Source organism: Streptococcus mitis (assembly GCF_013305725.1).
Lineage (GTDB): Bacteria > Bacillota > Bacilli > Lactobacillales > Streptococcaceae > Streptococcus > Streptococcus mitis_BO.
The window spans coordinates 1229822-1255844 of sequence record NZ_CP047883.1 but is presented as its reverse complement, the minus strand read 5'-3'; the positions used below and the strand labels follow the sequence as shown (position 1 = coordinate 1255844).

Below are 26023 nucleotides of genomic sequence, written 5' to 3'. Positions count from 1 at the left end.
TATTATATCAAAAAAATGGGAAAAATGGAATAAATAAACCCTAATGAAATAAATTTAAAAATAGAGTATAGATTCACTGTTACTTATGATAATTTACAGTAAATAAAATACAAAATATACTCATGTTTAAAGATTTCTAAATCACAAAAAAATATATATGTTTGTTTTATTATTCTTTATATAGTATAAAAATGTTTTGAATTGTTATTTAAAACATAATAATATAAAAATAAGTTAATTTTTGTAGAATCTGTTTTATACTACTGTTTAGAATTGGATAAGGATGATCAGTTCGTACTTAATGGACTGATTAAGAAATATGGGGTGTAAAATGGTATAATAGAAGTATATCAAAATAGGAGAGGTGAGTTCATGATTGCACAACTTGACACCAAAACAGTTTATAGTTTTATGGAAAGTGTAGTTTCGATTGAAAAATATGTACAAATAGCTAAAAACTATGGTTATTCTCACCTTGCTATTATGGATGTGGATAATCTCTATGGAGCCTATCATTTTTTAGAAGTGACTCGAAAATATGGAATCCAACCTCTAATTGGTCTTGAAATGACCTTGATTATAGACGAGAAAGCGATCTCTTTCCGTTTTCTAGCTCTATCTACTAAAGGTTACCAAGAGTTGATGAAGTTATCCACTTTAAAAATGACGGGACGAAAAAATTGGTCTGACTTTACCAGTCACCTTGAGGATGTTGCTGTTATTGTTTCTTATTTTGATGGAATCGATCAGCTGGATTTAGGTCATGATTATTTTATTGGGGTTAGTCCCGATACTCACCAAGAAGTCTTTACCAAACCTATTCTTCCACTGTATCAGGTCAACTCTTTTGAGAAAGAAGATATACAGGTTTTGCAAATCTTGTCGGCAGTCAAAGATAATATCAGTCTGAGAGAAGTGGATGTGCATTCACAACCAGGGTTCTTTCTACCAGCCTCAGAATTAGAAGGAATATTTAAAAATCGCTTTCCTCAGGCGCTTGCCAATCTCCAAGGTTTGATAGGAAATGTTAGCTACCAACTTGATCCAAGTTTAAAACTCCCTCGTTTTAACCCTGAAAGACCTGCAGTAGAAGAACTTAGAGAGAGGGCTGAGCAGGGACTGATAGCCAAGGGACTAACCTCAGCTATCTATCATGAGCGACTGAATGAGGAATTAGCTGTGATTCATGATATGGGATTTGACGACTATTTTCTTGTAGTTTGGGATTTGCTACGTTTTGGACGTTCCCAAGGCTACTATATGGGAATGGGGCGTGGTTCTGCTGTGGGTAGTTTGGTCGCCTACTCACTTGATATCACAGGGATTGACCCTGTAGAGAAAAATCTGATTTTTGAACGTTTCCTTAATCGTGAACGATATACCATGCCTGATATTGATATTGACATTCCAGACCTTTATAGACCAGAGTTCATTCGTTATGTTCGTGATCGGTATGGCAGTCAACACGTGGCGCAGATTGTCACTTATTCGACCTTTGGAGCAAAACAGGCAATTCGTGATGTTTTCAAACGCTATGGTGTTCCAGAGTACGAATTAACAAATATTACGAAAAAAATCAGTTTTCGAGATACGCTAACGACGGCCTATGAAAAGAATTTGCAATTTAGACAGGTCATAAATAGTAAGATTGAGTACCAAAAAGCTTTTGATATTGCTCGAAAGATTGAAGGTTATCCTCGTCAGACCTCTATCCATGCGGCAGGAGTCGTTATGAGTGACCAAGACTTGACAGACTATATTCCTCTAAAATATGGTGAGGATATGCTCATCACCCAGTATGATGCTCATGGTGTTGAAGCTAATGGACTTCTAAAAATGGATTTTCTTGGTTTACGTAACCTGACTTTCGTACAAAAAATGCAAGAATTACTTGCGGAGTCAGAGGGTGTTCATCTCAAAATCGAAGAGATTGATTTGGAAGATAAAGAAACCTTGGCTCTCTTTGCAGCTGGAAATACGAAAGGGATTTTCCAATTTGAACAATCTGGAGCCATTCGGCTCTTGAAACGGGTCAAACCACAAGTCTTCGAAGAAGTGGTGGCAACAACATCCCTTAACAGACCAGGTGCTAGTGATTATATCGACAATTTTGTGGCTCGCAAGAATGGCAAAGAAAAAGTGACGGTGCTAGATCCTTCCTTGGAGGACATCCTGTCATCAACTTACGGTATCATGCTCTATCAAGAGCAAGTTATGCAGGTAGCTCAGCGCTTTGGAGGATTCAGTCTTGGTAAAGCCGACATTCTCAGACGTGCCATGGGTAAGAAAAATGCTAAAGAGATGCATTTGATGAAGGAAGATTTTATCACTGGTGCAGTTAAACTCGGTCATTCAAAAGAGAAAGCTAAACAAGTTTTTACAGTGATGGAAAAGTTTGCAGGTTATGGATTTAATAGATCCCACGCCTATGCTTACTCAGCACTGGCATTCCAACTTGCTTATTTCAAGACGCACTATCCTGCTATTTTCTTTCAAGTCATGTTGAATTATTCAAGTAGTGATTATATTGTAGATGCATTGCAGATGGGATTTGAAGTGGCACCTTTAGCGATTAATAGTATTCCCTATCATGATAAGATTGTTCAAAAGAAAATTTACCTAGGTTTGAAAGCGATTAAGGGGATGCCAAGAGATTTTTCTTATTGGATTATTGAAAACCGTCCTTTCTCAAGTATTGAAGATTTCGTCACACGTCTTCCTAAGAATTACAAGAAACTCTCACTTTTGACGCCTTTAGTTGAACTGGGGCTCTTTGATGAATTTGACAAAAATCGCCAGAAGATTTTAGTGAACCTACCTAACTTATTTGTTTTCGTTGAGGAGTTGGGTGGGCTCTTTGCAGATACAAATTATAGTTGGACTGAGGCTGATGATTTAACAGAGGCAGAGAAGTTTTACAAGGAACAAGAACTGATTGGGGTAGGTATCAGTGCCCATCCTCTACAAACTCTCGCTAAACAATCCCTATATCCGACAACCCCAATTGCTAATCTTATTGAGGGAGCAAATGCAACTCTTCTAGTTGAAGTGCAAAAAATAAAAGTAATTCGAACTAAAAAAGGCGAGAATATGGCCTTTCTACAGGTTCACGACAGTAAGTCTCGGATGGATGTTACAGTATTTTCAGATCAGTATCGAAAATTTTCCTCTCTCCTATCTGAAGGAAAGTTCTACTACATCAACGGTAAGATTCAATCAAGAGATGACCGTCTGCAAATGATTGCACAAGATTTGAAAGAAGCAGTGGCTGAACGATTCTGGATTCAGGTTAAAAATCATGAATATGATAAAGAAATTTCAAATATCTTAGACCAGTATAAAGGCTCAATCCCAGTCATCATCAGGTATGAAGAGGAACAGAAAACAATTGTTTCTTCCCAATATTTTGTGACTAAATCCAATGAATTAGAAGCGAAATTGGATAAAATTGCTATGAAAACGATTTATCACTAAAATTACGGAAAATAGAAGAATTTTCCATTTAAATGTGATATAATCAGTAGGAATGTTAAAAGAAAAAGGAGCATAAACTAAATGAAACGTATTGCTGTTTTGACTAGTGGTGGAGACGCCCCTGGTATGAACGCTGCTATCCGCGCAGTTGTTCGTCAAGCAATTTCAGAAGGAATGGAAGTTTTTGGTATCTATGATGGATATGCTGGAATGGTTGCTGGTGAAATTCATCCCCTAGATGCTGCTTCAGTAGGAGACATCATTTCTCGTGGTGGTACTTTCCTTCACTCTGCTCGTTACCCAGAGTTCGCTCAACTTGAAGGGCAACTTAAAGGAATTGAGCAATTGAAAAAACACGGGATTGAAGGTGTAGTTGTTATCGGTGGTGACGGATCTTACCACGGTGCTATGCGTTTGACTGAACATGGCTTCCCAGCTATCGGTCTTCCAGGTACAATCGATAACGATATCGTTGGTACTGACTTTACAATCGGTTTTGACACAGCGGTTACAACTGCTATGGATGCTATCGATAAGATTCGTGATACATCATCAAGTCACCGTCGTACTTTTGTTATCGAAGTTATGGGACGTAATGCAGGTGATATCGCTCTTTGGGCTGGTATTGCAACTGGTGCTGATGAAATCATCATTCCTGAAGAAGACTTCAAGATTGAAGATATCGTAGAAAGCATTAAATGTGGTTATGAGTGTGGTAAAAAACACAACATTATCGTCTTGGCTGAAGGTGTGATGTCAGCGGCTGAATTTGGTCAAAAACTAAAAGAAGCTGGAGATACGAGCGACCTTCGTGTAACAGAACTTGGACATATTCAACGTGGTGGTTCTCCAACTGCTCGCGACCGTGTTTTGGCGTCACGTATGGGTGCGCATGCTGTTAAACTTCTTAAAGAAGGTATCGGTGGTGTTGCGGTTGGTATCCGTAACGAGAAAATGGTTGAAAACCCAATTCTTGGAACTGCAGAAGAAGGAGCATTGTTTAGCCTTACTGCAGATGGTAAGATTGTGGTTAACAATCCACACAAGGCTGACCTTGAGCTATCTAGCTTGAATAAGAGCTTGTCATAATTTATAATTTAGTTAATAAGACCAAAAAGGTCATATATATAAAGGAGTCACAAAAATCATGAACAAACGTGTAAAAATCGTTGCAACTTTGGGACCTGCGGTAGAAATCCGTGGTGGTAAAAAATTCGGTGATGACGGATACTGGGGTGAAAAACTTGATGTTGAAGCTTCAGCTAAAAACATTGCTAAATTGATTGAAGCTGGTGCTAATACATTCCGTTTCAACTTCTCACACGGTGACCACCAAGAACAAGGTGACCGTATGGCAACTGTTAAACTTGCTGAAAAACTTGCAGGTAAAAAAGTTGGTTTCCTTCTTGATACAAAAGGACCAGAAATCCGTACTGAATTGTTTGAAGGAGATGCAAAAGAGTACTCTTACACAACTGGTGAAAAAATTCGTGTTGCGACTAAGCAAGGAATCAAATCAACTCGTGATGTAATCGCATTGAACGTTGCTGGTGCTCTTGATATCTATGATGATGTTGAAGTTGGTCGTCAAGTTTTGGTTGACGATGGTAAACTTGGTCTTCGTGTGGTTGCTAAAGATGATGCAACTCGTGAATTTGAAGTTGAAGTTGAAAACGATGGCGTAATTGCTAAACAAAAAGGTGTTAACATTCCTAACACTAAAATTCCTTTCCCAGCTCTTGCTGATCGTGATAACGATGATATCCGCTTCGGTCTTGAACAAGGTATCAACTTCATCGCGATTTCATTCGTACGTACTGCTAAAGACGTGAACGAAGTTCGTGCAATCTGTGAAGAAACTGGAAATGGACATGTTCAATTGTTCGCTAAAATCGAAAACCAACAAGGTATCGATAACTTGGATGAAATCATCGAAGCTGCTGATGGTATCATGATCGCTCGTGGTGACATGGGTATCGAAGTACCATTCGAAATGGTTCCAGTTTACCAAAAAATGATTATCACTAAAGTCAATGCTGCAGGTAAAGTTGTTATCACTGCAACAAACATGCTTGAAACAATGACTGAAAAACCACGTGCAACTCGTTCAGAAGTATCAGACGTATTTAACGCTGTTATCGATGGAACTGACGCAACAATGCTTTCAGGTGAGTCTGCAAATGGTAAATACCCACTTGAGTCAGTAACTACAATGGCTACAATTGACAAGAACGCTCAAACTCTTCTTAACGAATACGGACGTTTGAACTCAGATTCATTTGAACGTAACTCTAAGACAGAAGTAATGGCTTCAGCTGTTAAAGATGCTACTAACTCAATGGATATCAAATTGGTTGTAACTCTTACTAAGACAGGTCACACTGCACGTTTGATCTCTAAATACCGTCCAAATGCTGACATCTTGGCATTGACCTTCGACGAATTGACAGAACGTGGATTGATGTTGAACTGGGGTGTTATCCCAATGTTGACAGATGCTCCATCTTCAACTGATGATATGTTCGAAATTGCTGAACGTAAAGCAGTTGAAGCAGGTCTTGTACAATCAGGTGACGATATCGTTATCGTAGCTGGTGTACCACTTGGAGAAGCTGTTCGTACAAACACAATGCGTATCCGTACAGTACGTTAATTAATAGAAAAATAGCCTATCATATCAAGCTTTCTAGCATGTATGATGGGCTTTTTTGTATTAGGGGGCAAAAAGGGGATGATTTTAATAAGAGCAATGGGAAAATATTAAAATTTATGGTATAATAGACTGGAAAGACCTTTTTAGAAATTTTGAAAGAGTATTAAAAATTTAAAATGAGAAAAATTGTTATCAATGGTGGCTTGCCCCTGCAAGGTGAGATTACCATTAGTGGTGCAAAAAATAGTGTTGTAGCTTTGATTCCAGCTATTATCTTGGCAGATGATGTTGTGACTTTGGATTGTGTTCCAGATATTTCGGATGTGGCAAGTCTTGTCGAAATTATGGAATTGATGGGCGCTACCGTTAAGCGTTATGACGATGTGTTAGAGATTGATCCAAGAGGTGTTCAAAATATTCCAATGCCTTATGGAAAAATCAATAGTCTTCGTGCATCTTATTATTTTTATGGAAGTCTTTTAGGTCGCTTTGGTGAAGCTACTGTTGGTTTACCTGGTGGATGTGATTTGGGACCTCGCCCTATTGACTTACACCTTAAGGCTTTTGAAGCTATGGGAGCAACTGTTAGCTACGAGGGAGATAATATGAAGTTATCTGCTAAAGATACAGGACTTCATGGAGCAAGTATTTACATGGATACGGTTAGCGTGGGTGCGACGATAAATACGATGATTGCTGCTGTTAAAGCAAATGGTCGTACGATTATTGAAAATGCAGCCCGTGAACCTGAGATTATTGACGTTGCGACACTTTTGAATAATATGGGAGCCCATATCCGTGGTGCTGGGACCAATATCATCATTATTGATGGTGTTGAAAGACTACATGGAACTCGTCATCAGGTGATTCCAGACCGTATTGAAGCGGGAACATACATTTCCTTAGCTGCTGCAGTCGGTAAGGGAATTCGTATCAACAATGTATTATACGAACACTTAGAAGGATTCATCGCTAAGTTGGAAGAGATGGGTGTGAGAATGACTGTATCTGAAGACAGTATTTTTGTCGAAGAACAGTCTAATTTGAAAGCAATCAATATTAAGACAGCTCCTTACCCAGGCTTTGCTACTGACTTGCAACAACCAATTACTCCTCTCTTGTTAACAGCAGAGGGGCGTGGTACCATTATTGATACCATTTATGAAAAACGTGTAAACCATGTTTTTGAACTAGCAAAGATGGATGCGGATATTACGACTACAAACGACCATATTTTATATACTGGTGGCCGTAGTTTACGTGGTGCAAATGTAAAAGCTACTGATCTTAGAGCTGGGGCCGCACTTGTCATCGCTGGACTGATGGCTGAAGGTAAAACTGAAATTACAAATATTGAGTTCATTTTACGTGGTTATTCTGATATTATTGAAAAATTACGTAATCTAGGAGCGGATATTACACTTGTTGAAGAATAAACCGTAGGGGTGTTTATGAATATTTGGACCAAATTAGCAATGTTTTCTTTTTTTGAAACGGATCGCTTGTATTTGCGTCCTTTCTTTTTTAGTGATAGTAAGGACTTCCATGAGATAGCTTCAAATCCAGAAAATTTACAATTCATTTTTCCAAGTCAAGCTAGTCCAGAAGAAAGTCAATATGCACTGGCCAATTATTTTATGAAGGCTCCTTTAGGGGTATGGGCTATTTGTGATAAGAAAACTGAAAAAATGATTGGTTCAATTAAGTTTGAAAAGCTAGATGAAATAAAAAAAGAAGCAGAACTCGGTTATTTTTTGAGAAAAGATTCATGGTCTAAAGGTTTTATGACAGAAGTTGTTAAAAAACTTTGCCAACTTTCTTTTGAGGAACTTGGTTTAAAACAATTATTCATCATTACCCACCTTGAAAATGAAGCTAGTCAACGGGTTGCTATTAAGTCTGGATTTCGATTGATTCGTCAGTTTAAAGGAAGTGATCGCTATACAAGGAAAATGCGAGATTATCTTGAGTTTCGCTTTGTAAAGGGAGAAATTAATGAGTAAACACCAAGAAATTCTAAGCTATTTGGAAGAATTACCCGTTGGTAAAAGAGTCAGTGTTCGAAGTATTTCCAACCATCTAGGAGTCAGTGATGGAACGGCCTATCGGGCTATCAAGGAAGCTGAAAACCGTGGAATTGTAGAGACTCGCCCAAGAAGTGGTACTATCCGTGTTAAATCTCAGAAAGTTGCTATAGAGAGATTAACTTTTGCTGAAATTGCAGAAGTGACTTCTTCTGAGGTTCTAGCTGGTCAAGAAGGTTTAGAGAGAGAATTTAGTAAGTTCTCAATCGGTGCCATGACTGAGCAAAATATCTTATCTTACCTTCATGATGGGGGACTCTTGATTGTCGGAGATCGAACCCGTATTCAGTTGTTAGCATTGGAAAATGAAAATGCAGTTCTGGTTACAGGTGGATTTCAGGTTCATGATGATGTGCTTAAACTGGCTAATCAAAAAGGAATTCCTGTTTTAAGAAGCAAGCATGACACTTTCACCGTTGCGACTATGATCAATAAAGCCTTGTCAAATGTCCAAATTAAGACTGATATTTTGACAGTTGAGAAACTTTATCGTCCGAGTCATGAATATGGTTTTCTGAGAGAGACAGATACAGTTAAAGATTATTTGGACTTGGTACGTAAGAATCGTAGCAGCCGTTTTCCTGTTATCAATCAACATCAGGTCGTTGTTGGGGTTGTTACTATGAGAGATGCGGGTGATAAGTCACCAAGTACTACAATTGATAAGGTCATGTCTCGTAGTCTATTTTTAGTTGGATTATCGACAAATATTGCTAATGTGAGTCAACGTATGATTGCTGAAGACTTTGAAATGGTACCGGTTGTTCGAAATAATCAAACCTTGCTTGGAGTTGTGACACGACGAGATGTCATGGAGAAGATGAGTCGTTCCCAAGTTTCTGCTCTACCAACTTTTTCTGAGCAGATTGGACAAAAACTCTCTTATCACCATGATGAAGTAGTCATCACAGTGGAACCCTTTATGCTTGAGAAGAACGGTGTTTTGGCTAATGGTGTATTGGCAGAAATTTTGACCCATATGACTCAAGATTTGGTTGTTAATAGTGGCCGCAATCTCATTATCGAGCAGATGCTAATCTACTTTTTGCAGGCTGTTCAGATAGATGATATATTGCGAATTCAAGCACGCATTATTCATCATACGAGACGGTCAGCTATTATTGACTACGATATTTATCATGGTCATCAGATTGTTTCAAAAGCAAATGTGACTGTTAAAATTAATTAGAAACTAGGAGAAAAAATGATAACATTAAAATCAGCTCGTGAAATTGAAGCTATGGATAAGGCTGGTGATTTTCTAGCAAGTATTCATATCGGCTTACGTGATTTGATTAAGCCTGGCGTAGATATGTGGGAAGTAGAAGAGTATGTTCGTCGTCGTTGTAAGGAAGAAAATTTCCTTCCGCTTCAGATTGGGGTTGACGGTGCCATGATGGACTATCCTTATGCTACATGTTGCTCTCTTAATGATGAAGTGGCTCACGCTTTCCCTCGTCACTATATCTTAAAAGATGGTGATTTGCTCAAGGTTGATATGGTTTTGGGAGGTCCAATTGCCAAATCTGATCTGAATGTCTCAAAATTAAACTTCAACAATGTGGAACAAATGAAAAAATACACTCAGAGCTATTCTGGTGGTTTAGCAGACTCATGTTGGGCTTATGCTGTTGGTACACCGTCCGAAGAAGTGAAAAACTTGATGGATGTAACTAAAGAAGCCATGTATAAGGGGATTGAGCAGGCTGTTGTTGGAAATCGTATCGGTGATATCGGTGCGGCTATTCAAGAATACGCTGAAAGTCGTGGTTACGGTGTAGTGCGTGATTTGGTTGGTCATGGTGTTGGCCCAACCATGCACGAAGAGCCAATGGTTCCCAACTATGGTATTGCAGGTCGTGGACTCCGTCTTCGTGAAGGAATGGTCTTGACTATTGAACCAATGATCAATACAGGCGATTGGGAAATTGATACAGATATGAAGACCGGTTGGGCCCATAAGACCATTGATGGTGGCCTATCTTGCCAATATGAACACCAATTCGTGATTACGAAAGATGGTCCTGTTATTTTGACTAGCCAAGGTGAAGAAGGGACTTATTAAAATAACTAAAGGCAGATTGAAGAAAAAGTTGACTTGGACAACTTTCTTCAATCTTTTTCTTTTTTCTAACATCATAGTAAATACAGCTAACCGTAGCAAACTTGATACAAATTTTAACATTTATAGTACAATAGGTTTAAATTCTTAAGAAAGTAGGTTTTTTATTGGAAACGATATTATTTTCAATCTCCGTTTTTTTAGCAGGGATTTTGTCCTTCTTTTCCCCTTGTATTTTTCCTCTGTTACCAGTTTATGCTGGAATTTTATTGGATGATCAGGAAAGTGCAAAAAGCTTCTCTCTGTTTGGAAGAAAAGTCGCTTGGTCAGGTTTGATTCGAACGCTTTGCTTTATTGCAGGTATCTCTCTCATTTTCTTTATCTTAGGATTTGGTGCTGGTTACCTTGGTAATATTCTCTACGCCAATTGGTTTCGCTATACCATGGGAACGATTATCATCATTTTAGGCCTTCACCAGATGGAAATTTTTCATTTTAAGAAATTAGAAGTTCAAAAAAGCTTTACTTTTAAGAAATCAGATTCTAATCGTAATTGGTCAGCATTTTTACTTGGTATTACCTTTAGCTTTGGTTGGACGCCTTGTATTGGTCCAGTTTTAAGTTCTGTTTTAGCACTTGCTGCTTCTGGAGGCAATGGCGCCTGGCAAGGAGCTATCTATACCTTGATTTATACTCTAGGGATGGCTATTCCTTTCTTGGTTTTGGCTCTAGCTTCTGGTGTAGTGATGCCTTATTTTAGTAAAATCAAACGTCATATGATGTTACTGAAGAAAATTGGTGGTTTCCTTATTATTTTAATGGGAATTTTGTTACTATTAGGACAAGTAAATGTTCTAGCTGGAATTTTTGAATAAAGGAGAACAAATGAAAAAAATAATGTTTGCTGGCTTAAGCCTCTTGTCAGTAGTTGTATTGATGGCCTGTGGTGAGGAAGAGACTAAAAAGACTCAAGCACCAGAACAATCCCCAAAACAACAGCAACAAACGACTGTACAACAAATTGCTGTTGGAAAAGAGGCTCCAGACTTCACCTTGCAATCAATGGATGGCAAAGAAGTTAAGTTATCTGATTATAAGGGCAAGAAAGTCTACTTGAAGTTTTGGGCTTCATGGTGTGGCCCATGTAAAAAAAGTATGCCTGAGTTGATGGAATTAGCGGCGAAACCAGATCGTGACTTTGAAATTCTTAGTGTTATTGCACCGGGTATTCAAGGTGAAAAAACTGTTGAGCAATTCCCACAATGGTTCCAAGATCAAGGTTATAAGGATATCCCAGTACTTTATGATACTAAAGCAACAACTTTCCAAGCTTATCAAATTCGAAGCATTCCTACAGAATACCTGATTGATAGTCAAGGAAAAATTGGGAAGATTCAATTTGGTGCTATCAGTAATGCGGATGCAGAAGCAGCCTTTAAAGAAATGAACTAGAATCAAGATTTTAAAATAGTATTTATATAATTAAGCCCCTAGATTTTAGATAGTGTTAATCTAAGATTTAGGGGATTTTTGCTGTCAATAAATTGAGTTTAAAAAAAGAAGGGAGTTCTGTATTATACAGATTCCCCTTCTTTTTCTTTAAACATAATATTTATTTTTTAGCTTTAAGAAGTTTATTGTATCATAGCTTCTCGTTGATGAAGCGGATAAACTGATTCCACCAAACTTTTAAGAAGAAAGCTTTTTCAACTTTCTTTTCCGCTACCATTTCGAAACTAGGACGTTCTGTGGTAATGTAACCTTGACCAATCAAGTCCTTGTCTTCATAAGTCAAATGTCCAACCACAGTTCCGGCTTCAAGTGGTGCTGGTATTGCCTTAGAATCAGGTGTGAATTGAATAGTTTGGGACGATTGTCCCCCAACACGTTCAATAAGAGTGATATCATCTTTGGCAACGGCAGTGACCGCATCTTCTTTTCCATCTTGTACAGGAGCTTTACTATCTTGGTAGGCATCGCCTTTTTGAACGATTTTACGAAGCGTGAATGTAGAAGAGATATAATCCATTAGTGACGATGTAGCTGTGAAGCGAGCGTAAGGATTATTGTCTTGATGGTCTGCATTCAAAACAACTGTGATAACCCTCATCCCTTTTTCGACAGTAGTACCAACAAAAGATTCTCCAGCTTTGTCTGTTGTTCCTGTCTTAAGGCCATCAAAACCACCGCGATAAGCAGGCATACCTTCTAACATGTAGTTGGTAGAAGTGATTGTCATTCCAGCAAAAGTAGAAGAAGGTTTTTTCGTGATTTCCAAGACTTGTGGGTATTTTTTGATGAGATTGCGAGCAACGATAGCGACATCATAAGCACTGAGCTTGTTTTCATCATCTTTTCTAGATCCTGGGTAAATGTTATCCCCTAAAGTCTCATTGTTAAGACCCGTCGTATTGACAACAGTGGCATCCTGAATGCCCCATTCCAAGAGCTTTGCCCGCATCATATCGACGAAATCTTTTTCTGAGCCAGCAATTTTCTCAGCTAGGGCGATAGCTGCACTGTTGGCACTAGATACCAGTGTTGCTTCAAGTAGCTGTTCAACGGTATAATTACGAGCTTCCATAGGAACATTACTTGCTTCAGAATTTGTCGTTAATTTGTAAGGATAATCAGAAATATCTACCGGAGTTGATAGTGTAATACTGCCGTTTTCCAAGGCTTCATAGACAAGATAGACCGTAATCAATTTTGTGATTGAAGCGATTTCAACTGGTTGGGTTGCATCTTTCTCATAGAGAATTTTACCGGTATTTGCCTCAACAGCAATTGCATGTTTAGCAGCAATATTAAAATCTTGAGCAGCAACAGTAGATGCTGACCCAATCACGGATAAGCTTAGGAGAGTTAAAATTATTTTTTTCATAGTAAGTTTATTCTATCATAAAGAAAAAAATATTCCCAGTTTCATGATATAAGAAAGAAGCTTTTTTGAAAGTGTGGTAAAATAGATGAATGGAGGTACCCCATGTTTCGTAAGAATAAATTATTTTTTTGGACCAGTGAGATTTTACTATTAACCATCATCTTTTATTTATGGAGACAGATGGGTGGGATTATAACGCCTTTTGTAAGTGTCGCAAACACCATAATGATTCCCTTTCTTCTAGGTAGTTTTTTATATTATTTAACAAATCCCTTTGTTAGTTTTTTACAAAAGTATTTCAAAATTAATCGTATTATTGGTATTCTACTAACTTTGTGTGCCTTGGTTTGGGGGCTAGTTATTGGAGTAGTCTATCTCTTACCGATTTTGGTCAATCAGTTGACCAGCTTGATTGCGACTAGCCAGACTATCTACAGTCGTTTACAAGATTTGATTGTGGATTTATCTACTTATCCAGCCTTTCAAAATTTGGATATTCAAGCGAATATTCAACAATTAAATCTTTCTTATGTAGATATTTTACAAAATATACTAAATAGTGTGACGAATAGTGTCGGAAGTGTCCTATCTGCGCTCTTTAGTACTGTTTTGATTATTATCATGACCCCTGTGTTTTTGGTTTATTTTTTGTTAGATGGTCACAAATTCTTGCCGATGCTTGAACGTACTGTTTTAAAGCGAGATAAGTTGCATATTACAGGTCTTTTAAAAAATTTGAATGCGACAATTGCACGCTATATTAGTGGAGTCGCCATTGATGCGATTATTATTGGTTGTTTGGCCTTTATCGGATATAGTATTATTGGTTTAAAATATGCTTTGGTCTTTGCCATCTTTTCAGGATTAGCCAATCTCATTCCTTATGTGGGACCAAGTATTGGTCTGATTCCGATGATTATCGCAAATGTCTTTACTGATCCCCATAGAATGCTGATTGCAGTTATTTATATGCTGATTATTCAACAAGTAGACGGGAACATCCTTTACCCTCGAATCGTAGGTGGAGTGATGAAGGTTCATCCAATTACGATTTTAGTATTACTTTTGTTATCAAGTAATATCTATGGTGTTATTGGCATGATTGTCGCAGTACCAACCTATTCTATCTTAAAAGAAATTTCTAAGTTTTTATCACGTTTGTATGAAAATCATAAAATAATGAAAGAACGAGAAAGAGAATTAGCTAAGTAAAAGTCAGGAATTCCTGATTTTTCTTTTTGTTTAGCTAGGTGATAGGAGTAGAAGTGTCGTTTAGAATTAGTTGATTAAGAATAATTCACAAAAACTTTGTAAAACACTTGCAATTTAGCTGAAATTTGATAAAATAGTAAGGAAAGTTAGACTGTATTGCCTACTGTCTATCTATAAAATATATTTTATTGGAGGCTTTTACTCAAATGGCAAAAGAAAAATACGATCGTAGTAAACCACACGTTAACATTGGTACTATCGGACACGTTGACCACGGTAAAACTACCCTAACTGCAGCTATCACAACTGTTTTGGCACGTCGCTTGCCTTCAGCTGTTAACCAACCTAAAGACTATGCGTCTATCGATGCTGCTCCAGAAGAACGCGAACGCGGTATCACAATCAACACTGCGCACGTTGAGTACGAAACTGAAAAACGTCACTACGCTCACATCGACGCTCCAGGACACGCGGACTACGTTAAAAACATGATCACTGGTGCCGCTCAAATGGACGGTGCTATCCTTGTAGTAGCTTCAACTGACGGACCAATGCCACAAACTCGTGAGCACATCCTTCTTTCACGTCAGGTTGGTGTTAAACACCTTATCGTCTTCATGAACAAAGTTGACTTGGTTGACGACGAAGAATTGCTTGAATTGGTTGAAATGGAAATCCGTGACCTATTGTCAGAATACGACTTCCCAGGTGACGATCTTCCAGTTATCCAAGGTTCAGCTCTTAAAGCCCTTGAAGGTGACACTAAATACGAAGACATCGTTATGGAATTGATGAACACAGTTGATGAGTACATCCCAGAACCAGAACGTGACACTGACAAACCATTGCTTCTTCCAGTCGAAGACGTATTCTCAATCACTGGACGTGGTACAGTTGCTTCAGGACGTATCGACCGTGGTATCGTTAAAGTCAACGACGAAATCGAAATCGTTGGTATCAAAGAAGAAACTCAAAAAGCAGTTGTTACTGGTGTTGAAATGTTCCGTAAACAACTTGACGAAGGTCTTGCCGGAGATAACGTAGGTGTCCTTCTTCGTGGTGTTCAACGTGATGAAATCGAACGTGGACAAGTTATCGCTAAACCAGGTTCAATCAACCCACACACTAAATTCAAAGGTGAAGTCTACATCCTTACTAAAGAAGAAGGTGGACGTCACACTCCATTCTTCAACAACTACCGTCCACAATTCTACTTCCGTACTACTGACGTTACAGGTTCAATCGAACTTCCAGCAGGTACTGAAATGGTAATGCCTGGTGATAACGTGACAATCGACGTTGAGTTGATCCACCCAATCGCCGTAGAACAAGGTACTACATTCTCTATCCGTGAAGGTGGACGTACTGTTGGTTCAGGTATGGTTACAGAAATCGAAGCTTAATTCGATTTAGTTCCCAGAAGAACAATTATTTAAGTCAGACACTAAAAGAATCTTGCTTTGCAAGGTTCTTTTTTTGTACTCGAACTGTGTTAGGAGCCTTTCTGCTATAGCGATATAATAGATTTTTTGGTATAATAAAAGTTATGGAAATTGAAAAAACCAATCGTATGAATGCGCTCTTTGAATTTTATGCGGCGCTTTTGACAGACAAGCAAATGAACTACATAGAGCTCTACTATGCTGATGATTATAGTCTTGCTGAGATTGCCGAAGAGTTCGGTGTCAGTCGTCAAGCTGTCTATGATAATATCAAGCGGACAGAAAAGATTCTAGAAGATTATGAGATGAAATTGCACATGTACTCGGACTACATTGTCCGCAGTCAGATTTTTGATCAGATTTTGGAGCGCTATCCCAAGGATGACTTTCTGCAGGAGCAGATAGAAATTTTAACAAGCATTGATAATAGAGAATAAGAGGAAGAAAAATGGCATTTGAAAGTTTAACAGAACGTTTGCAGAACGTCTTTAAAAATCTACGTAAAAAAGGAAAAATTTCAGAGGCTGATGTCCAAGAGGCAACCAAAGAAATTCGCTTGGCTTTGCTTGAGGCCGATGTTGCCTTGCCTGTTGTAAAGGACTTTATCAAGAAAGTTCGTGAGCGTGCAGTCGGCCACGAGGTCATTGATACACTTAATCCTGCGCAACAGATTATTAAAATCGTTGATGAGGAACTGACAGCCGTTTTAGGTTCTGATACAGCTGAGATTATCAAGTCTCCTAAAATTCCGACGATTATCATGATGGTTGGTTTGCAGGGGGCTGGTAAAACAACCTTTGCAGGTAAATTGGCCAACAAACTCAAAAAGGAAGAAAATGCCCGTCCTTTGATGATTGCGGCGGATATTTACCGTCCTGCGGCTATTGACCAGCTTAAGACCTTGGGGCAACAGATTGATGTTCCTGTATTCGCTCTTGGGACAGAGGTTCCAGCTGTTGAGATTGTACGTCAAGGTTTGGAACAAGCCCAAGCCAATCATAATGACTATGTCTTGATTGATACGGCAGGTCGTTTGCAGATTGACGAGCTCCTTATGAACGAGCTTCGTGACGTGAAAGCATTGGCTCAACCAAATGAAATTCTGCTCGTCGTTGATGCCATGATTGGTCAAGAAGCGGCCAATGTTGCGCGTGAGTTCAATGCTCAGTTAGAAGTGACTGGGGTTATCCTTACTAAGATTGATGGCGATACTCGTGGTGGTGCTGCCCTATCTGTTCGACACATTACTGGAAAACCAATCAAGTTCACTGGTACAGGTGAAAAGATTACGGACATTGAAACCTTCCACCCAGATCGCATGTCTAGCCGTATCCTTGGTATGGGGGATATGCTCACTTTGATTGAGAAAGCTTCTCAGGAATACGATGAGCAAAAAGCCCTTGAAATGGCTGAGAAGATGCGCGAAAACACCTTTGATTTCAATGATTTCATTGATCAGTTGGATCAGGTGCAAAATATGGGGCCGATGGAAGACTTGCTCAAGATGATTCCAGGTATGGCCAACAATCCAGCCCTTCAAAATATGAAGGTGGATGAGCGCCAGATTGCTCGCAAACGTGCCATCGTGTCTTCCATGACACCTGAAGAACGTGAAAATCCAGATTTGTTAAATCCAGGCCGTCGCCGTCGTATTGCTGCTGGTTCTGGAAATACCTTTGTCGAAGTCAATAAATTCATCAAGGACTTTAACCAGGCTAAACAGCTCATGCAGGGTGTTATGTCTGGAGATATGAACAAGATGATGAAGCAGATGGGAATCAATCCAAACAACCTTCCTAAAAATATGCCAAATATGGGAGGAATGGATATGTCTGCCCTTGAAGGAATGATGGGACAAGGCGGCATGCCTGACCTATCAGCTCTCGGAGGAGCAGGAATGCCAGATATGAGCCAAATGTTTGGTGGCGGACTAAAAGGTAAAATCGGTGAATTTGCTATGAAACAGTCAATGAAACGCATGGCGAATAAAATGAAAAAAGCGAAGAAGAAACGCAAGTAAAAAGGATAGAATAGTTGTTTTCTTCAGACTGAAGATAACCAGTCCCGTTGTCGATTACAGTGGATTGAAGAAAAACTAACATCTAGAAAGGACCAAATTTAGTCCTTTCTTTTTTGTGTTGAGAGCATTGAAAATACTTTTCTCATAGTTATCAAAGTTTTTCAAACTAAATTTAAAGCTTTTGAGATACTTAATGATATTGTTAAATTTTTTTAATTTGTATTAGACTACGCTAAATGAAGATCGTTAAAAGATTTTTTCTTTATTCTTGAGCATTGTTTTAAGGGAGGTTTGAAAAAAATCTTGAATCTGCTTTAGATTTTATTCAATGAGACCTAACGATTCCTTAGGAACTTTATTTTGTTATTTATACAATAAAATCCGAACATTATATTTCAGTTTATAAAATAATTTGACAAAAACTGTACTTTGGTTTATAATTAATTAAGGAAACGTCGGAAAAGGCGTAGTGATGCGAGAGCATAGGTAGGTCATTACAAAAGAAACGAGACATCGATATGTTAAATGAATTTCCAATTTTTGATTACGAAGATATTCAATTGATTCCAAATAAATGTGTGATTAAAAGCCGTGCAGAAGCGGATACAAGTGTCACTCTAGGAAATCACACCTTTAAACTACCTGTTGTGCCAGCTAATATGCAGACGATTTTGGATGAAAATGTAGCAGAGCAACTGGCTAAAGGTGGTTACTTCTACATTATGCACCGTTTTGATGAGGCAGGACGTATTCCTTTTATTAAGCGCATGCATGAGCAAGGGCTTATTGTTTCTATCTCTGTCGGTGTTAAGGATTATGAGTATGATTTCGTTAGCCAGCTCAAATCTGATGCTCCGGAATACATCACAATTGACATTGCCCATGGTCATGCGGATAGCGTGATTTCTATGATTCAACACATCAAGAAAGAACTGCCAGATACATTTGTCATTGCTGGAAATGTGGGAACACCAGAAGCTGTGCGTGAATTGGAAAATGCTGGTGCAGATGCTACTAAGGTTGGAATTGGACCTGGTAAAGTTTGTATCACCAAGGTTAAGACTGGTTTTGGTACAGGTGGTTGGCAGTTGGCTGCTCTACGCTGGTGTGCTAAGGCTGCACGTAAACCGATTATCGCTGATGGTGGAATTCGTACTCATGGCGATATTGCCAAGTCTATCCGTTTCGGTGCCAGCATGGTCATGATTGGTTCTCTCTTCGCAGGGCACATCGAAAGTCCAGGGAAAACAATCGAAGTTGATGGTGAACAATTCAAAGAATACTACGGTTCAGCTTCACAATATCAAAAAGGTGCTTATAAAAACGTTGAAGGAAAACGCATCTTACTTCCTGCTAAAGGACATCTGCAAGACACTTTAACTGAGATGGAACAAGACCTTCAAAGTGCTATTTCTTATGCAGGTGGACGTCAGGTTGCTGACCTTAAACATGTTGATTATGTTATCGTGAAAAACTCCATCTGGAATGGGGATGCTTCCCATTAAGACGGGCTATCCGTCTAGAAAAAAACTTGTTATTAGAGCAAATTTCTGTTATAATAAAACAAGTTTCCACCCTTAGTGTAATGGATATCACGTAAGATTCCGGTTCTTGAGATGGGGGTTCGATTCCCTCAGGGTGGATGTAAACATCCTAAAAAGCCTTTAATAGGGCTTTTTTCTTTACACAGCCCTAAATTGGCCCTTAAAACTGAAAATCTCTTTTTAAAGAATTCCCAAATGTTCTCCAGTCCCGTTTTAAAGTGACTCAGGGGGCTTTTTTTGATATAATAAAGAGGACTGTTATCAGTTAGAAAGAGGTTGGTATGAAAGAATTACAAACTGTACTAAAGAACCATTTTGCAATCGAATTTGCAGACAAAAATTTACTGGAGACTGCCTTTACTCATACGAGTTATGCCAATGAGCACCGCCTCTTAAAAATTTCACACAATGAACGCTTGGAATTTTTAGGAGACGCTGTTCTACAGTTATTGATTTCAGAATATCTGTATAAAAAATACCCTAAAAAACCTGAGGGTGATTTGTCCAAACTCCGTGCCATGATTGTCCGCGAGGAGAGTTTGGCTGGTTTTGCGCGTGATTGCCAGTTTGATCAGTTTATCAAGCTGGGTAAGGGGGAAGAAAAGTCTGGTGGACGCAATCGTGACACCATTCTTGGTGATGCCTTTGAAGCTTTTCTTGGTGCCCTCCTTTTGGACAAGGATGTGGCCAAGGTCAAGGAATTTATCTATCAAGTCATGATTCCTAAGGTTGAAGCAGGAGAGTTTGAGATGATTACAGACTACAAAACCCATCTCCAAGAGTTACTTCAGGTCAATGGCGATGTAGCTATTCGTTATCAGGTGATTTCTGAAACGGGTCCTGCCCACGATAAGGTCTTTGATGTAGAAGTTCTTGTCGAAGGTAAGAGCATTGGTCAAGGTCAAGGTCGTTCTAAGAAACTAGCAGAGCAGGAAGCTGCCAAAAATGCCGTTGAGAAAGGGCTGGATTCATGTATTTAAAGGAAATCGAAATTCAGGGATTCAAGTCTTTTGCTGACAAGACTAAGGTCGTTTTTGACCAAGGAGTGACTGCAGTTGTTGGTCCCAATGGATCTGGAAAGTCCAATATTACAGAAAGTCTGCGTTGGGCTTTGGGGGAGTCAAGTGTTAAGAGTCTCCGTGGAGGCAAGATGCCGGATGTCATCTTTGCCGGAACAGAGAGTCGCAAACCGCTCAATTATGCTTCTGTAGTTGTGACTCTCGATAATCATGACGGATTTATCAAGGATGCAGGTCAAGAAATCAGGGTAGAACGCCATATCTATCGTAGTGGTGATAGCGAATACAAGATTGACGGCAAGAAAGTTCGTCTTCGTGATATTCATGATCTTTTCATGGATACAGGTTTGGGACGAGATTCCTTCTCTATCATTTCCCAAGGGAAGGTTGAGGAGATTTTCAACTCCAAGCCTGAAGAACGCAGAGCTATTTTTGAAGAAGCTGCTGGAGTTTTGAAATACAAGACTCGTAGAAAAGAGACTGAGAGCAAATTGCAACAAACTCAGGATAATCTGGATCGTCTTGAAGACATTATCTACGAGTTGGACAATCAAATCAAGCCTCTTGAGAAGCAAGCTGAAAATGCCCGTAAGTTTTTAGACTTGGAAGGTCAACGTAAGGCTATTTATTTAGACGTTCTGGTTGCTCAAATTAAGGAAAATAAGACTGAACTAGAATCGACAGAAGAAGAGTTGGCTCAGGTTCAGGAACTCTTGACTAGTTATTACCAAAAGCGTGAAAAATTAGAAGAAGAAAACCAAACTCTTAAAAAGCAACGCCAAGATTTACATGCTGAAATGACCAAAGATCAGGGCAGTTTGATGGACTTGGCTAGTCTGATTAGTGATTTAGAGAGAAAATTAGCCCTATCGAAATTAGAATTTGAGCAAGTAGCCCTGAATCAACAGGAAGCACAAGCCCGTTTGGCTGCTTTAGAGGATAAAAGAAATTCACTCAGCAAAGAAAAGTCTGATAAAGAAAGTTCTTTAGCTCTCTTAGAGGAAAATCTAGTCCAAAATAATCAAAAACTCAATCGTTTAGAAGCTGAATTGTTGGCTTTTTCAGATGATCCTGATCAGATGATTGAGCTTCTACGTGAACGCTTTGTAGCTCTTTTACAAGAAGAAGCGGATGTCTCAAACCAACTCACCCGCATCGAGAATGAGTTGGAAAATAGTCGTCAGCTTTCTCAAAAACAAGCAGATCAATTAGAAAAGTTGAAAGAACAGTTGGCCACAGCTAAAGAGAAGGCTAGTCAGCAAAAGGCGGATCTTGAAACTGCCAAGGAGCAAGTTCAAAAATTATTGGCTGACTATCAAGCTATTGCCAAGGAGCAAGAGGAGCAGAAATCTTCCTATCAAGCTCAACAAAGTCAACTATTTGACCGTCTGGATAATCTCAAAAACAAGCAGGCCAGAGCTCAGAGTTTGGAAAATATTCTGAGAAATCATAGTAACTTTTATGCAGGTGTTAAGAGTGTTCTCCAAGAAAAAGCTCGCCTTGGTGGGATTATTGGTGCAGTCAGTGAGCACCTGACCTTTGATGTGCATTATCAAACTGCTCTGGAAATCGCACTGGGAGCTAGCAGTCAGCATATCATCGTAGAAGATGAAAACGCGGCAACAAAAGCAATTGATTTTCTCAAACGAACTAGAGCTGGTCGTGCGACCTTCCTTCCTTTGACCACTATTAAGGCGCGTACGATTTCTAGTCAGAACCAAGATGCTATTGCTACAAGTCCAGGTTTCCTTGGTATGGCAGATGAGTTGGTGTCGTTTGATAAGAGACTAGAAGCCATTTTCAAAAACTTGCTAGCAACGACAGCTATTTTTGATAGCGTAGAACATGTGCGTGCAGCAGCTCGCCAGGTTCGTTATCAGGTTCGTATGGTGACATTGGATGGGACAGAGTTGCGCACAGGTGGTTCTTATGCAGGTGGTGCCAATCGCCAGAATAACAGCATTTTTATCAAGCCAGAACTGGAACAATTGCAAAAAGAAATTGCTGAAGAAGAAGCAAGCTTGCGTTCAGAAGAGGCGAGTTTGAAGACCTTGCAAGACCAGATGGCTAGATTGACAGAAAGATTAGAAGTTATTAAATCTCAAGGAGAGCAAGCTCGTATTCAGGAGCAAGGTTTGTACCTCGCCTATCAACAAACCAGTCAGCAAGTTAAAGAGCTAGAAACTCTTTGGAAACTTCAAGAAGAGGAATTAGATCGTCTTACTGAGGGAGATTGGCAAGCAGATAAGGAAAAATGCCAAGCACGCCTTGCTACTATCGCCAGTGACAAGCAAAATCTGGAAGCTGAGATTGAAGAGATTAAGTCTAACAAAAACGCCATCCAAGAACGCTATCAAAACTTACAGGAAGAGGTAGCGCAAGCTCGCCTGCTTAAGACAGAACTGCAAGGGCAAAAACGTTATGAAGTTGCAGATATTGAACGCTTAGGTAAGGAACTAAGTAATCTTGATCTTGAGCAAGAAGAAATCCAGCGCCTTCTTCAAGAAAAGGTTGATAATCTGGAGAAGGTTGATACAGAATTGCTCAGTCAACAGGCTGAAGAAGCCAAAAACCAGAAAACAAATCTCCAACAAGGTTTGATTCGCAAGCAGTTTGAGTTGGATGATATTGAAGGGCAACTGGATGATATTGCTAGTCATTTGGATCAGGCTCGCCAGCAGAATGAAGAGTGGATTCGCAAGCAAACACGTGCTGAAGCCAAGAAAGAAAAGGTCAGCGAGCGATTGCGCCATCTACAAAGTCAATTAACAGACCAGTATCAGATTAGCTATACAGAAGCTTTAGAAAAGTCTCATGAGTTGGAAAATCTCAATCTGGCAGAGGAGGAAGTTAAGGATTTAGAAAAGGCTATTCGCTCACTGGGTCCTGTCAACTTGGATGCTATTGACCAGTATGATGAAGTTCACAACCGTCTGGACTTCCTAAATAGCCAGCGAGATGACATTTTGTCAGCGAAAAACCTGCTCCTTGAGACCATTACAGAGATGAATGACGAGGTCAAGGAACGCTTTAAATCAACCTTTGAAGCTATTCGTGAGTCCTTTAAAGTGACCTTCAAACAGATGTTTGGAGGAGGTCAGGCAGACTTAATCTTGACTGAGGGAGACTTGCTGACAGCTGGGGTTGAGATTTCTGTTCAACCACCAGGTAAAAAAATCCAGTCGCTTAACCTAATGAGTGGTGGTGAAAAAGCCCTATCGGCTCTTGCCTTGCTATTCTCCATTATCCGTGTCAAGACTATTCCATTTGTTATCTTGGATGAGGTAGAGGCTGCGCTTGACGAAGCCAATGTTAAACGTTTCGGGGATTACCTCAATCGATTTGACAAGGATAGCCAGTTTATCGTCGTAACCCACCGTAAGGGAACTATGGCAGCGGCTGATTCCATCTATGGAGTGACTATGCAAGAATCAGGTGTTTCAAAAATTGTTTCGGTGAAGTTAAAAGATTTGGAAGAAACAGTAGACTAGTTACCAAACGATAGCATCTCTTAGGGGATGCTATTTTTTAAAACTAACATCTTGAATAATTTTTTAAGGTCAGTTCAGGGGCAAAAAACGACATTTGGGCTTTCCTTTTAGCGAAAAGGCTTTCTCTATGATATAATAGTTTCATGATTACAACAGTACCTATAAAAAATGAAAAAGATATCGCAGTACCTGATAAAACAGTTCTTGTATTAGGCTATTTTGACGGTATTCATAAAGGACATCAGAAGCTTTTTGAAGTAGCTAGCAAGGCTTCTATGAAAGAATATCTACCAGTTGTCGTGATGACCTTTACAGAGTCACCTAAGCTTGCTTTGCAACCGTACCAGCCAGAATTAATGCTTCATATTGTTAGCCATGAAGAACGGGAACATAAGATGAAATGGCATGGAGTAGAGGCTCTTTTCCTACTTGACTTTAGTAGTAAATTTGCTAGTTTAACGGGTCAAGAGTTCTTTGATACCTATGTTAGAGCATTAAAACCAGCGATTATTGTAGCGGGATTTGATTACACCTTTGGTTCTGATAAGAAAACTGCGGATGATTTGAAGGATTATTTTGATGGAGAAATCATCATTGTTCCTCCTGTTGAGGATGAAAAGGGGAAAATTAGTTCTACTCGTATTCGTCAAGCTATTCTTGATGGAGATGTCAGAGAAGCTGGTCATTTACTTGGCACTTCTCTACCGTCACGTGGAATGGTTGTTCATGGGAATGCTCGTGGACGGACTATCGGTTACCCAACAGCAAACTTAGTTTTAAGAGATCGAACCTATATGCCAGCAGATGGTGTTTACGTAGTCGATATTGAAGTGCAGCGTAAAAGATATCGTGGAATGGCGAGTGTCGGGAAAAATGTTACTTTCGATGGAGAAGAGCCACGTTTTGAAGTCAATATTTTTGATTTTTCAGACGACATTTACGGTGAAACAGTCATTGTTTACTGGTTAGACCGTGTCCGTGAAATGGTCAAATTTGACTCTGTTGAAGAACTGGTAGATCAACTCCAGAAGGATGAAGAAATTGCTCGGAATTGGAAGGATGCTGAGTAGGATGTTTAAAAAGTGAACCATATTTTGTGTTTGCTTTTTTATTTTTGGAAGAAATTCTTATAGATATAAACCTAATTGAAGCTTTGTTCGAAATCTGTTAAAATAGGGATATTAATAATTTTAAAAAATAAAGAAAAGAGATTATATGATTACAGGTGAATTAAAAAATAAAATTGATCAGTTGTGGGAAATACTTTGGACTGAAGGGAACGCAAATCCTCTAACAAATATTTAATATATGACATAAAGAGCAAAATCATAATTGACAATTCAAAAATCTCTGGAAGAATTGGAAACCTTGAAAAAATCACTTATGCAGAAGTATTTTGGTTAAGATTTGAGATGAGATAGCAGTTTTACACTATCATTGTAATTACCGTACTTATTTGTTACAATACTTCAAAGGAGGAAATCACATGGCAGTAAAAACAAGAAAACGAGGAAATTCAATTACCATTACGATTCCCAGTGAATTCAATACTCCAAGTGACGAAATTATATTTATTCCTGAAGAGTCTGGACATCAGATTTCTTATGTTTCTGATGATGCCTTTGATTTAAAACTGGATACAATTTTTGATGAATACGATGAAGTTTTCAAAGCTTTGGTGGAAAAATGACAGTATATTTAACGGAAGAGTAAATTGAAAAAATCAATGCTTTAGTAATTCAACGGTATTCTCCAAATAAGCAAATTCAAACAGTTAGTCCTTCAGCGTTAAATATGATTGTGAACTTACCAGAATAATTTGGTTTTAGTAAACCTTTTTATCCAACAATTTTTGATAACGCAACAATATTATTTGTCCGATTGATAAAGAAGTATGTTTTTGCCAATGCCAATAAGCGAACAGCCTTTTATGTTTTGGTTCAATTTTTACAATTAAATGGTTATCACTTTTCTTTTTCTGCGGAAGAAGCTGCTGATATGTGTGTGACTATAGTGGTAGGAGCTTTAACTGATGAAAAAATGATAAGCTATTCTAAATGGGTTTCTCAACATTTTATTAGAGAAAAAATTAAAAAATAAGCTAGTATGATGGATTGAAATGAGCATAAGAAAAAAAT

The 26023-nt window shown here is 38.8% G+C and carries 19 protein-coding genes, 1 tRNA gene and 1 pseudogene; 20 read left to right on the top strand and 1 reads right to left on the bottom strand.

Annotation, left to right across the window (positions count from 1 at the left end):
• Positions 1 to 372: 372 nt before the first annotated feature.
• The 9 genes from M594_RS06180 (at position 373) to sdbB (ending at position 11725) form a co-directional block, all read left to right on the top strand.
• Positions 373 to 3474: a DNA polymerase III subunit alpha gene (locus tag M594_RS06180; protein WP_173876251.1), complete on the top strand. Its 3102-nt coding sequence runs from the start codon at positions 373 to 375 to the stop codon at positions 3472 to 3474.
• An 81-nt stretch (positions 3475 to 3555) separates the two neighbouring features.
• Positions 3556 to 4563: a 6-phosphofructokinase gene (pfkA, locus tag M594_RS06175; RefSeq protein ID WP_000820860.1), complete on the top strand. Its 1008-nt coding sequence runs from the start codon at positions 3556 to 3558 to the stop codon at positions 4561 to 4563.
• A 58-nt stretch (positions 4564 to 4621) separates the two neighbouring features.
• Positions 4622 to 6127 carry a pyruvate kinase gene (gene pyk, locus M594_RS06170; RefSeq protein ID WP_173876250.1) on the top strand — a complete coding sequence of 502 codons (1506 nt, stop codon included), beginning with the start codon at positions 4622 to 4624 and terminating at the stop codon, positions 6125 to 6127.
• Between the two features lie 176 nt (positions 6128 to 6303).
• On the top strand, positions 6304 to 7563 hold the full coding sequence (locus tag M594_RS06165) for a UDP-N-acetylglucosamine 1-carboxyvinyltransferase (RefSeq protein WP_049510548.1): 1260 nt from the start codon (positions 6304 to 6306) through the stop codon (positions 7561 to 7563).
• A gap of 15 nt (positions 7564 to 7578) precedes the next feature.
• Positions 7579 to 8130: a GNAT family N-acetyltransferase gene (locus tag M594_RS06160; protein WP_173876249.1), complete on the top strand. Its 552-nt coding sequence runs from the start codon at positions 7579 to 7581 to the stop codon at positions 8128 to 8130.
• Positions 8123 to 9400, top strand: a complete 1278-nt coding sequence (spxR, locus tag M594_RS06155) for a CBS-HotDog domain-containing transcription factor SpxR (protein ID WP_023942527.1) — start codon at positions 8123 to 8125, stop codon at positions 9398 to 9400. Before M594_RS06160 ends, spxR begins: the two co-directional genes overlap by 8 nt.
• A 15-nt stretch (positions 9401 to 9415) precedes the next feature.
• Positions 9416 to 10276: a methionyl aminopeptidase gene (locus M594_RS06150; protein WP_000631543.1), complete on the top strand. Its 861-nt coding sequence runs from the start codon at positions 9416 to 9418 to the stop codon at positions 10274 to 10276.
• A 164-nt stretch (positions 10277 to 10440) separates the two neighbouring features.
• Entirely contained in the window at positions 10441 to 11148 is a 708-nt protein-coding gene (ccdA2, locus tag M594_RS06145; protein ID WP_173876248.1) for a thiol-disulfide oxidoreductase-associated membrane protein CcdA2, read from the top strand.
• Between the two features lie 10 nt (positions 11149 to 11158).
• Positions 11159 to 11725 (top strand): thiol-disulfide oxidoreductase-associated lipoprotein SdbB, encoded by a 567-nt coding sequence (gene sdbB, locus M594_RS06140; protein WP_173876247.1) that lies wholly within the window; start codon positions 11159 to 11161, stop codon positions 11723 to 11725.
• Between the two features lie 190 nt (positions 11726 to 11915).
• Here the strand turns inward: sdbB and pbp3 are convergent, their stop codons facing one another.
• Positions 11916 to 13157 carry a D-alanyl-D-alanine carboxypeptidase PBP3 gene (pbp3, locus tag M594_RS06135; protein WP_004234302.1) on the bottom strand — a complete coding sequence of 414 codons (1242 nt, stop codon included), beginning with the start codon at positions 13155 to 13157 and terminating at the stop codon, positions 11916 to 11918.
• Between the two features lie 102 nt (positions 13158 to 13259).
• On the opposite strand from pbp3, the gene M594_RS06130 reads away from it, so the two are divergent.
• The 11 genes and pseudogenes from M594_RS06130 to M594_RS06080 all read left to right on the top strand — a co-directional run bounded on the left by M594_RS06130 (position 13260) and on the right by M594_RS06080 (position 25985).
• Entirely contained in the window at positions 13260 to 14369 is a 1110-nt protein-coding gene (locus M594_RS06130; protein WP_173876246.1) for an AI-2E family transporter, read from the top strand.
• 206 nt (positions 14370 to 14575) lie between these two features.
• Positions 14576 to 15772 (top strand): elongation factor Tu, encoded by a 1197-nt coding sequence (gene tuf / locus M594_RS06125; protein WP_001040721.1) that lies wholly within the window; start codon positions 14576 to 14578, stop codon positions 15770 to 15772.
• A gap of 143 nt (positions 15773 to 15915) precedes the next feature.
• Positions 15916 to 16248 carry a putative DNA-binding protein gene (locus M594_RS06120; protein ID WP_000402066.1) on the top strand — a complete coding sequence of 111 codons (333 nt, stop codon included), beginning with the start codon at positions 15916 to 15918 and terminating at the stop codon, positions 16246 to 16248.
• 11 nt (positions 16249 to 16259) lie between these two features.
• Entirely contained in the window at positions 16260 to 17831 is a 1572-nt protein-coding gene (gene ffh, locus M594_RS06115; RefSeq protein ID WP_173876245.1) for a signal recognition particle protein, read from the top strand.
• A gap of 518 nt (positions 17832 to 18349) precedes the next feature.
• Complete coding sequence (locus tag M594_RS06110) at positions 18350 to 19336, top strand: GMP reductase (protein WP_173876244.1); 987 nt, start codon at positions 18350 to 18352, stop codon at positions 19334 to 19336.
• Between the two features lie 66 nt (positions 19337 to 19402).
• A tRNA-Arg gene (locus M594_RS06105) sits at positions 19403 to 19474 on the top strand.
• A 182-nt stretch (positions 19475 to 19656) separates the two neighbouring features.
• A complete protein-coding gene (rnc, locus tag M594_RS06100) occupies positions 19657 to 20355 on the top strand; it encodes a ribonuclease III (protein ID WP_000661487.1) in 699 nt (232 codons plus the stop codon).
• A complete protein-coding gene (gene smc / locus M594_RS06095; protein WP_173876243.1) occupies positions 20346 to 23885 on the top strand; it encodes a chromosome segregation protein SMC in 3540 nt (1179 codons plus the stop codon). The genes rnc and smc overlap by 10 nt, the downstream gene beginning before the upstream one ends.
• A 143-nt stretch (positions 23886 to 24028) precedes the next feature.
• On the top strand, positions 24029 to 24955 hold the full coding sequence (locus M594_RS06090; protein WP_173876242.1) for a bifunctional riboflavin kinase/FAD synthetase: 927 nt from the start codon (positions 24029 to 24031) through the stop codon (positions 24953 to 24955).
• Between the two features lie 416 nt (positions 24956 to 25371).
• The gene (locus M594_RS06085) at positions 25372 to 25575 is read left to right on the top strand and encodes an AbrB family transcriptional regulator (protein WP_173876241.1); all 204 of its coding nucleotides are present in this window, start codon (positions 25372 to 25374) and stop codon (positions 25573 to 25575) included.
• Positions 25576 to 25598: 23 nt separating this feature from the next.
• A pseudogene (locus M594_RS06080) lies at positions 25599 to 25985 on the top strand (type II toxin-antitoxin system death-on-curing family toxin).
• The last annotated feature ends 38 nt before the right edge of the window (positions 25986 to 26023 follow it).